At 60.8% G+C, this 8,714-nt stretch carries 7 protein-coding genes; 6 read left to right on the top strand and 1 reads right to left on the bottom strand.

Annotated elements, in window-relative coordinates; genetic code table 11:
- Positions 1–100: 100 nt before the first annotated feature.
- The gene (locus BEN48_RS09655) at positions 101–535 is read right to left on the bottom strand and encodes a hotdog fold thioesterase (protein WP_070734437.1); all 435 of its coding nucleotides are present in this window, start codon (positions 533–535) and stop codon (positions 101–103) included.
- 155 nt (positions 536–690) lie between these two features.
- Here BEN48_RS09655 and BEN48_RS09650 point away from each other — a divergent pair, with 155 nt between their 5' ends.
- From BEN48_RS09650 to BEN48_RS09625, 6 genes are all read left to right on the top strand, one after another.
- Positions 691–1,332, top strand: coding sequence for a histidine phosphatase family protein (locus BEN48_RS09650; RefSeq protein ID WP_070734435.1), 642 nt, complete (start codon positions 691–693; stop codon positions 1,330–1,332).
- 149 nt (positions 1,333–1,481) lie between these two features.
- Positions 1,482–3,239: a pyruvate dehydrogenase complex dihydrolipoamide acetyltransferase gene (locus BEN48_RS09645; RefSeq protein ID WP_070734433.1), complete on the top strand. Its 1,758-nt coding sequence runs from the start codon at positions 1,482–1,484 to the stop codon at positions 3,237–3,239.
- A gap of 140 nt (positions 3,240–3,379) precedes the next feature.
- Positions 3,380–5,929: a TonB-dependent receptor gene (locus BEN48_RS09640; RefSeq protein ID WP_070734432.1), complete on the top strand. Its 2,550-nt coding sequence runs from the start codon at positions 3,380–3,382 to the stop codon at positions 5,927–5,929.
- A gap of 186 nt (positions 5,930–6,115) precedes the next feature.
- Positions 6,116–6,655 carry an ATP-dependent protease subunit HslV gene (gene hslV, locus BEN48_RS09635; protein WP_070734430.1) on the top strand — a complete coding sequence of 180 codons (540 nt, stop codon included), beginning with the start codon at positions 6,116–6,118 and terminating at the stop codon, positions 6,653–6,655.
- A gap of 159 nt (positions 6,656–6,814) precedes the next feature.
- Complete coding sequence (locus BEN48_RS09630; RefSeq protein WP_070734429.1) at positions 6,815–7,786, top strand: deoxyhypusine synthase family protein; 972 nt, start codon at positions 6,815–6,817, stop codon at positions 7,784–7,786.
- Positions 7,787–7,995: 209 nt separating this feature from the next.
- Positions 7,996–8,577 carry an OmpA family protein gene (locus BEN48_RS09625; RefSeq protein WP_070734427.1) on the top strand — a complete coding sequence of 194 codons (582 nt, stop codon included), beginning with the start codon at positions 7,996–7,998 and terminating at the stop codon, positions 8,575–8,577.
- The last annotated feature ends 137 nt before the right edge of the window (positions 8,578–8,714 follow it).

Here is an 8,714-nt window from a genome sequence, read left to right as displayed (position 1 = left end):
GTGCGCAGCGCCCCCGCCACCAGATGGCGCAGGCGGGCGTGGGCATCGAGGCCCGCCGCGGCCGCGGGCCACGGCAGCTGCCGGAATTCACTGGTGTGCATCAGGCCGTTTTGCCGGGGGTGGTGGGTAAGTCAATCACAGCCATGGTAATGCGGCTGATGCACACCAGGGCGCCGGTTTCTTCGTGCGTGATGCGGATTTCCCACACCTGCGTGCTGCGGCCCACGTGCACTGGCGTGGCACGGCCCCGCACCCAGCCGGTGCGCACGCCCTTGAGGTGGTTGGCGTTGATTTCCAGGCCCACGGTGGCTTGCTTGGTGCGGTCTACGCGGCAGGCGGCGGCTATGCTGCCCAGGGTTTCGGCAAAAGCCACCGAGGCGCCGCCGTGCAGCAGGCCCATGGGCTGGTGGGTGCGGCCATCTACCGGCATGCGGCCTTCCACGTAGCCCTCGGCCACGGCGGTGATTTCAATGCCGAGGGCATCGGCCAGGGTGGGGCGGGAGGCCGTCCAACGGTTCACTTCTTCCAGATTCATAAGGAGCAGGGCAGGGCGGGCGAGCAGGTCAGGAATGGCTGCATCGCTGCAAATAGTTTTAAATTGGTAAACGGCCGGGGTTAAAACCTCGTACTTCGCTGTATTGTTGAAGCAAATACTGCGATAAAACAGCGTCCGCAAAACTACTACGCAACGTGAGGCCCCGGACCATTTTCCTCCTACGCCACGGCCAGACCGACTTCAACGTGCAAGGAATTGTGCAGGGCAGCGGCGTCGATTCGAGCCTAAACGACACGGGCCGCCGCCAGGCCGCGCAGTTCTTTGCGGCCTATGGGCGCGTGCCCTTCGATAAAGTGTATACCTCCGCCCTGCGCCGCACCCACGAGTCGGTGCAGCAGTTCCTCGACCTGGGCCTGCCCCACGAAGCCCACGCTGGCCTGAACGAAATAAGCTGGGGCGAGCGCGAAGGCACCCGCATCACCATGGAAGAGGACGCCGAATACCGCGGCGTGCTGGCCGATTGGGGCGCGGGCCGCACCACTTCCCGCCTCACCGGTGGCGAAAGCCCCGAGGAAGTGGCCGCCCGCCAGCGCCCGGTTATTGAGCTGCTGAAAGCCCGCAACGACGAGCAAACCGTGCTCGTGTGCATGCACGGCCGGGCCATGCGCGTGATGCTCTGCCAGCTGCTCAACTACCCGCTTAGCTGCATGGAAGGCTTCGAACACAGTAACTTGTGTCTCTACAAGCTCGAATTTACGGGCACCATGTTCACGGTGAGAAACTTCCTGGACGTGACACACTTATCGGCTGGCAAAAACGCTGCGCTAACGAGCTAGGGGAGGCTGCCGGCAAAACAGGGAATAGGAGCAGCGCGGCCATGCAGGCCGCAAATAACCCCTTGCCTGGCTGCCGCGAACCACAACAAAGTTGTCTGGCCAACTTTTCGGGCTAATTTTGGCCTCCTTAATCCAAGCGTGATAAACCGATGGCCGAAATCATAAAAATGCCCAAAATGAGCGACACGATGACCGAAGGGACCATCGCGGCCTGGCTCAAGAAAGTGGGTGATAAAGTTAAATCCGGTGATATTCTGGCCGAAGTGGAGACCGACAAGGCCACCATGGAGCTGGAAAATTACGAAGACGGCACCCTGCTCTACATTGGCCCCAAAGAGCAGGAGTCGGTGGTAGTAGACGGTATTCTGGCCATTGTGGGCAAAGAGGGGGAGGACTTTTCGGCCCTGCTCTCCGGTGCCCAGGGCGGTGCCGAAGCTCCCAAAGCCGAAGCCCCAAAGCCTGAAGCAGCGCCTGCTCCGGCTGCAGCTCCCGCCGCCGAAGCCCCGAAAGAGGCTCCCGCTGCTGCGCCCGCCCCGGCCCCTGCGCCCGCCGCCGCGCCCGCCAATGGCAAGAAAGCCACTGTGGTGCGCATGCCCAAGATGAGCGACACGATGACCGAAGGCACCATTGCCGCCTGGCTGAAAAACGTGGGCGACAAGGTGAAATCGGGTGATATTCTGGCCGAAGTGGAGACCGACAAGGCCACCATGGAGTTGGAAAACTACGAAGACGGCACCCTGCTTTACACCGGCCCCAAAGCCGGCGAAGCCGTGGCTGTGGACGGTATCCTGGCCATCATCGGCGAGGAAGGCGCCGACATTCAGGCCCTGCTGGGTGGGCAAAGCGGCGGTGCTGCTTCGGCCCCCGAAGCGGCTCCGGCCGCAACGCCCGCGCCTGCCGAAGCTGCTAAAGCCCCCGAAGCTGCTCCGGCAGCAGCCCCTGCCCAGCCCGCCGCTGCTGCTCCCGCGGCGCCCGGTGGCCGCATCCTCGCCTCGCCGCTCGCCAAGAGCATTGCCAAAGAGAAAGGCATCAACCTTTCGCAGGTGGTAGGCTCCGGCGACAACGGCCGCATTGTGCAGCGCGACGTGGAGAACTTCCAGCCCGGTGCCGCAGCGCCTGCAACGCAAGCTGCTGCTCCCGCAGCTCCCGCAGCTCCGGCCCCGCAAGCAGCGGTTCCGGCCGATTCCCAAGTTCCCAAGGCCCCAAGCGCCCAAGCCCCCACCGAAGGCACCTACACCGACACGCCCGTGTCGCAGATGCGCAAGGTGATTGCCAAGCGCCTCTCCGAGAGCCTGTTCACGGCCCCGCATTTCTATCTTACGATGGAAATCAACATGGACCAGGCCATCGAAGCTCGTGTGCGGCTCAACGAGCTGTCGCCCATTAAGCTGTCGTTCAATGACCTGGTGCTGAAGTCTTCTGCTGTGGCCCTACGCCAGCATCCGGCCATCAATTCTTCGTGGATGGGGGATAAAATCCGTCAGAATAAAGTCATCAACATTGGTGTGGCCGTGGCCGTGGACGAAGGCCTGCTGGTGCCCGTGATACGCAACGCTGACCAGAAAGGGCTTTCGCAGATTGCCACCGAAGTGAAAGAGCTGGCCGGCCGCGCCAAGAGCAAGAAGCTGCAGCCCGCCGAGTGGGAGGGGAGCACCTTCACCATCTCCAACCTGGGCATGTTTGGCATCGACGAATTCACGGCCATTATCAACACACCCGATTCCTGCATCCTGGCCGTGGGCGGCATCAAGCAAACGCCCATCGTGAAGGACGGCCAGATTGTGGTCGGCAACATCATGAAGGTGACGCTGAGCTGCGACCACCGCGTGGTGGACGGCGCCACCGGTGCCGCCTTCCTCCAAACGCTGAAAGGCCTGCTGGAAGACCCGATGCGCATGCTCATCTGAGTCTAATTTCATTTGACACAAAAAACCAGCCTCAACCGGCTGGTTTTTTTTCATTTGGATGAGTTAGCTTGCATGCATTGAAATACTTGATTTCAACAACGCATTTGCTTTTTCTTCACCTCACAACATCTACTTCTATCATGAAATCAAGTTTGTTGATTGCCCCCATCTGCTTGGTTAGCAGCATGGCCTGGGGCCAAAATGCCACCCTGACCGGGCAAGTGCTGGACCCCGCTGGCCGGCCCGTAATTGGCGCGACGGTGGTGGAAAAAGGCACCAACAACGGTACCGCCACCGGCGGCGATGGTCGCTTTTCGCTCCGCACGCGCACGGCCCAGCCCCGGCTCGTTATCAGCTCCCTGGGCTACGCTACCCAGGAAGTAGCTGGCGACGGCAGCGCCACCAGCATCAGCCTGGCCGAGAGCAGCACCAGCCTCGAGGACGTGCAGGTGGTGGGCTCGCGCAGTGCCAACCGCTCCGTCACAGATTCGCCCTCGCCCGTTGACATCATCGACATTCGCGAGGTGACCGCCAAAACCGGCCAGCTCGACGTGAACCAGCTGCTGCAGTTCGTGGCGCCTTCCTTCAACTCCAACCGCCAGACCGGCTCCGACGGGGCCGACCACGTGGACCCCGCCAGCCTGCGCGGCCTGGGCCCCGACCAGACCCTGGTGCTGGTGAACGGCAAGCGCCAGCACCAGTCGGCCCTGGTGAACCTGTTTGGCTCGCGCGGGCGCGGCAACACCGGCACCGACCTGAACGTGATACCCGCCGCCAGCATCGAGCGCATTGAGATTCTGCGCGACGGCGCGGCGGCCCAGTACGGCTCCGACGCCATTGCGGGCGTCATCAACATCGTGCTCAAAAGCTCGGTGAAGCAGCTCACAGCCAGTGCCAACTACGGCGTGTACGATGCCAAATACCGCCGCGACAACCAGCGTTTCGACGGCGCCAACTTCAACGCCAACGTCAACTACGGCATTGGGCTGGGCGAGAAGGGCAGCTTCATCAACGCCACGCTCGACTACAACAAGCGCGAGCATACGCAGCGGGCCAACGTGCCGTCGCCCAACGGCCTGGCCCGGCGCGAGTACGGCGACCCGGAGGTTTCCAACGCGTCGCTGTACCTGAACTCCAAGTTTGCGCTCAACGAGAAGTCGCACGTGTACGCCTTTGGTGGGCTGAACAAGCGCAAGGGCGATGCCTACGCCTGGACCCGCTTTGCTGACGACGACCGCAACGTGCCCGCCCTTTACCCCAACGGCTTCGACCCCATCATCACCAGCGACATCGTGGACGCCTCGGCGGTGGCGGGCGTGCGCACTGCGCTGGGCGAGTGGGAGCTGGACATCAGCAACAACTTCGGCTCGAACAACTTTGAGTACGGCTTGCGCAACACCCTGAACGCTTCGTTGGGGGCCGCGTCGCCCACTTCCTTCAAGGCCGGGGGCTTCCAGCTGCAGCAGAACGTGGTGAGCGTGGGCCTCACGCGCAACTACAAAACCGTGCTGCAGGGCCTGAACGTGGCCGCCGGGGCCGAAGGGCGCCGCGAGTGGTACAAGCTGTTTGCCGGTGAGGAAGCATCGTACCGCAACTACGACCCCAACCTATCGGGTGGCTCGCAGGGCTTCCCAGGCTACCAGCCCAGCGACGAAATCAAGTCCAACCGCGACAACATCGGGGCCTACGTAGATGCCGAGCTTAGCGTGACCCAGCGCTGGCTGCTGGCCGCGGCGCTGCGCTTTGAGAACTACAGCGACTTTGGCAGCAGCCTCAACTACAAGGCTTCAACCCGCTACAACCTGACCGATTTCCTGACGGTGCGCGGCACGTTCAGCACCGGCTTCCGAGCGCCCTCGCTGGCGCAGATTAACTTCAACTCCACCTTCACTAACTTCATCAACGGCAAGCCGGTGGAGGTGCTGCTGGCCCGCAACAACAGCGCCGTGACCCAGAAGCTGGGCATCCCGGCCCTGAAGCAGGAAACCTCGACCAGCGCCAACGTGGGCTTCACCAGCCGCCTGGGCTCGGCGCTGAGCCTGACCGTGGACGGCTACTACATCAAGGTGCGCGACCGGGTGGTGCTCACCTCGCAGTTTGGGTCCGACGACCCCGTGATTGGCGCCGACCTGGTGGCCCTGAACGTGGACCAGGCCCAGTTCTTCGCCAACGCTGCCGACACCCGCTCGCTGGGCCTCGACGTGGTGCTGAACCACGTGGCCACGGTGGGCACCGGCCGCTTGACTTCCACGCTGGCCGCCAACTTTAACAACCTGAAGATTGACCGCGTGAAAACCTCCGGCCGTCTGGCCGGCCGCGAAGACGACTTTTTTGGTCCCCGCGAGCAGGCATTTGTGAAAGCATCGGCGCCGCCCTCCAAAATCAACGCCACTTTCGACTACCAGGTGAGCAAGTGGGGCGCGCTGCTGCGCTTCGTGCGCTTCGACAAAATCACGCTCCTGGACTTCGACAACGAGGAGATGAACTACGCCTCGCGCATCACCACCGACCTGACCCTGAGCTACGCCCTGACCCCGCACCTGCAGCTGGCCGTGGGCAGCTCCAACCTGTTTGGGGTGGTGCCCACGCTCTTCGACCCGCAGCGCACCGAAACCGGCGGCGCCTGGGACCCTGTGCAAATGGGGGCCAACGGCCGCTTCCTGTTCGCCAAGATTCAGGCCCGCTTTTAAAAAGAGTTAAGAGTTAGGAGTTAAAAGTGACGAGCTAAAGCGCCAAAAATAGGTGGTGCTTTAGCTCGTCACTTTTAACTCCTAACTCTTAAATCCGATGCCCAAGCGGTTTGGTTAGGCAGCAGGGCGTAATTTTGTGGCTTCACCCCGGTTGGGCGGTGATGCGTATGACCTGCTATTTTCCTCATGACCAGAATCCGTTCTACTACCGTCCTTGGCATTCGCCACAACGGCGAAATCGCCCTCGGGGCCGATGGCCAGGCCACCATGGACAAGCAAGTTGCCAAAAGCAACGTGCGCAAAATTCGCAAGCTGCAGGATGGCAAAATCGTGACCGGTTTTGCCGGCTCCACCGCCGATGCCTTCATGCTGCTTGACAAGTTTGATGAGAAGCTGAACGGCTACGGCGGCAACCTCAAGCGCGCCGCCATTGAGCTGGCCAAGGAGTGGCGCAAAGACCAGTACCTGCGCAAGCTGGAAGCCATGATGGTGGTGGCCGACAAAGATGAGCTGCTCATCCTGAGCGGCACCGGCGACGTATTGGAGCCGGACTCCGACGTGGCCGCCATCGGCAGCGGCGCCATGTATGCGCAGGCCGCCGCGCTGGCCCTCAAGAAGCACGCGCCGCACCTCAGCGCCCGTCAAATGGTGGAAGATGCCCTGCACATTGCCGCCGACATCTGCATTTACACCAATCATAATTTGATGATTGAACAGCCGAGCTAATTTGTCAGTCGTCACCATAAAGGAACGGTCATGCTGAGCGTAGCCGAAGCATCTCTACCGCTTCGTTGTAACAATAGGGATTACTTACGCGGTAGAGATGCTTCGACAAGCTCAGCATGACCGTTCTTTTCTCGTTCCTTTAACACCCACATCCCCCATATGCAAGTAACCAACTTCCTCCGCCACCACTTCCGCCACTTCAACGCCGCTGCGCTCATCGATGCGGCCGATGGCTACAACAAGCACCTCGCCGATGGCGGCAAAATGATGATAACGCTGGCCGGTGCCATGAGCACCGCCGAGATGGGCATTCAGCTGGCCGAACTCATTCGGCAGGACAAGGTGCACATCATCAGCTGCACCGGTGCCAACCTGGAGGAGGACATCTTCAACCTCGTGGCCCACGACTTCTACGAGCGGGTGCCCAACTACCGCGACCTGACCGCCGCTGATGAGTCGGCCCTGCTGGCGCGCCACATGAACCGCGTGACCGATACCTGCATCCCCGAGGAGGAGGCCATGCGCCGCCTGGAGCACTCGGTGCTGAAGTTCTGGGAAAAGGCCGACAAAGCCGGCGAAGCGTATTTTCCCCACGAATTTTTCTACCAGATTCTGCTTTCGGGCGAGCTGGAGCAGTACTACCAGATTGACCCCAAGAACTCCTGGATGCTGGCCGCGGCCGAGAAAAACCTGCCCATCATCTGCCCCGGTTGGGAAGACTCCACGCTGGGCAACATCTACGCCGGCCACGTGATGACCGGCGACGTGAAAAACGTGCACACCATGCGCACCGGCATCCAGTACATGATGTACCTGGCCGACTGGTACACCGCGCAGGCCACCGACGAGAGCACCGTGGGCTTCTTCCAGATTGGCGGCGGCATTGCCGGCGACTTCCCCATCTGCGTGGTGCCCATGCTTCACCAGGACCTGGGCCGCACCAGCGTGCCGCTGTGGGGCTATTTCTGCCAGATTTCGGACTCCACCACCAGCTACGGCAGCTACTCCGGCGCCGTACCCAACGAGAAAATCACCTGGGGCAAGCTGGGCGAGAAAACGCCGAAATTCATCATCGAAAGCGACGCGACCATTGTGGCGCCGCTGGTGTTCGCCATCGTGCTGGGGCAATAGTTTAGCCCCGATTAACACAGCAAAAGCCGCCGCTCAATAGCGGCCGGCTTTTGCGTTTTGGCCCAGTGGGGAGGGAGGCGCAACCAGCTTCAGTGACACTGTGGACAGAGTTGCATGGATGCCATCCAGAGGCTCGAGTTCAACTATACGTGGTGAATATGCGTAAAGCACAATGTTGACATCATCATTTGCCAGCACACCAACTTCTTATGAAAACGCTCCTTCTTTCCGCGCTCACTGTTGGCGCCGTTGCTTTCACCGGCTGCGACAACATCAAGAAAACCCAAAACCTAGACGAAGCTTCGGACGCGACGGCCGATACAGCCGTCGTGTTCCGAACCGACCGTGAATACTTTGATACAACCCGGACCATGCTCCCAACGGTGACGTTGCCGGAAATCAAGACCACTGCCACGGAAGTGCGCGGCGATGCTGATTACCAGGTGTACTCCCTCGATGAAACCGTGCTTTTTGATGTGGACAAGGCCGCCATCCGGCCGCAGGCAGCTGCTTCCCTCGATGAAGTCATCGCATCCGTCAAGCAGCGTTATGCCGGCAAGGAAATCATGGTCATGGGTTACACTGATTCGACGGCCTCAGCCAGCTACAACCGGGACCTGGCCCGGGAACGCGCCGAATCAGTGAAGAACTACATGACGAAAACCGGTAAAATCTCCGCCGATGACATTACCACCGAAAGCTTCGGCCAGCGCAAGCCCGTGGCTACCAACGCCACCCCTGAGGGCCGCCAGAAAAACCGGCGCGTAGAAATTGTGGTAAAAACGCACTAGTCTCAACCGGGCCTTTGCCAAAGAAAAAAGGCCTCTCGTATTTGATAGGCCTTTTTTTGTTCATGAAAAAGCAAAGTACTGGTTAGACGAAGGCCATTTCCGATAACACTTTGGGCATGCTTACGGCCTCAAAGGCC

The organism is Hymenobacter glacialis, from assembly GCF_001816165.1.
Taxonomy (GTDB): Bacteria; Bacteroidota; Bacteroidia; order Cytophagales; family Hymenobacteraceae; genus Hymenobacter; species Hymenobacter glacialis.
This window is presented reverse-complemented; position numbering and strand designations above follow the sequence as displayed.

What these genes read in the sequence shown, in the direction of transcription:
- BEN48_RS09655 (WP_070734437.1), bottom strand. Translation starts at nt 535, where the DNA reads ATGAATCTGGAAGAAGTGAACCGTTGGACGGCCTCCCGCCCCACCCTG.
- BEN48_RS09630 (WP_070734429.1), top strand. Translation starts at nt 6,815, where the DNA reads ATGCAAGTAACCAACTTCCTCCGCCACCACTTCCGCCACTTCAACGCC.
- BEN48_RS09640 (WP_070734432.1), top strand. Translation starts at nt 3,380, where the DNA reads ATGAAATCAAGTTTGTTGATTGCCCCCATCTGCTTGGTTAGCAGCATG.
- hslV (WP_070734430.1), top strand. Translation starts at nt 6,116, where the DNA reads ATGACCAGAATCCGTTCTACTACCGTCCTTGGCATTCGCCACAACGGC.
- BEN48_RS09625 (WP_070734427.1), top strand. Translation starts at nt 7,996, where the DNA reads ATGAAAACGCTCCTTCTTTCCGCGCTCACTGTTGGCGCCGTTGCTTTC.
- BEN48_RS09645 (WP_070734433.1), top strand. Translation starts at nt 1,482, where the DNA reads ATGGCCGAAATCATAAAAATGCCCAAAATGAGCGACACGATGACCGAA.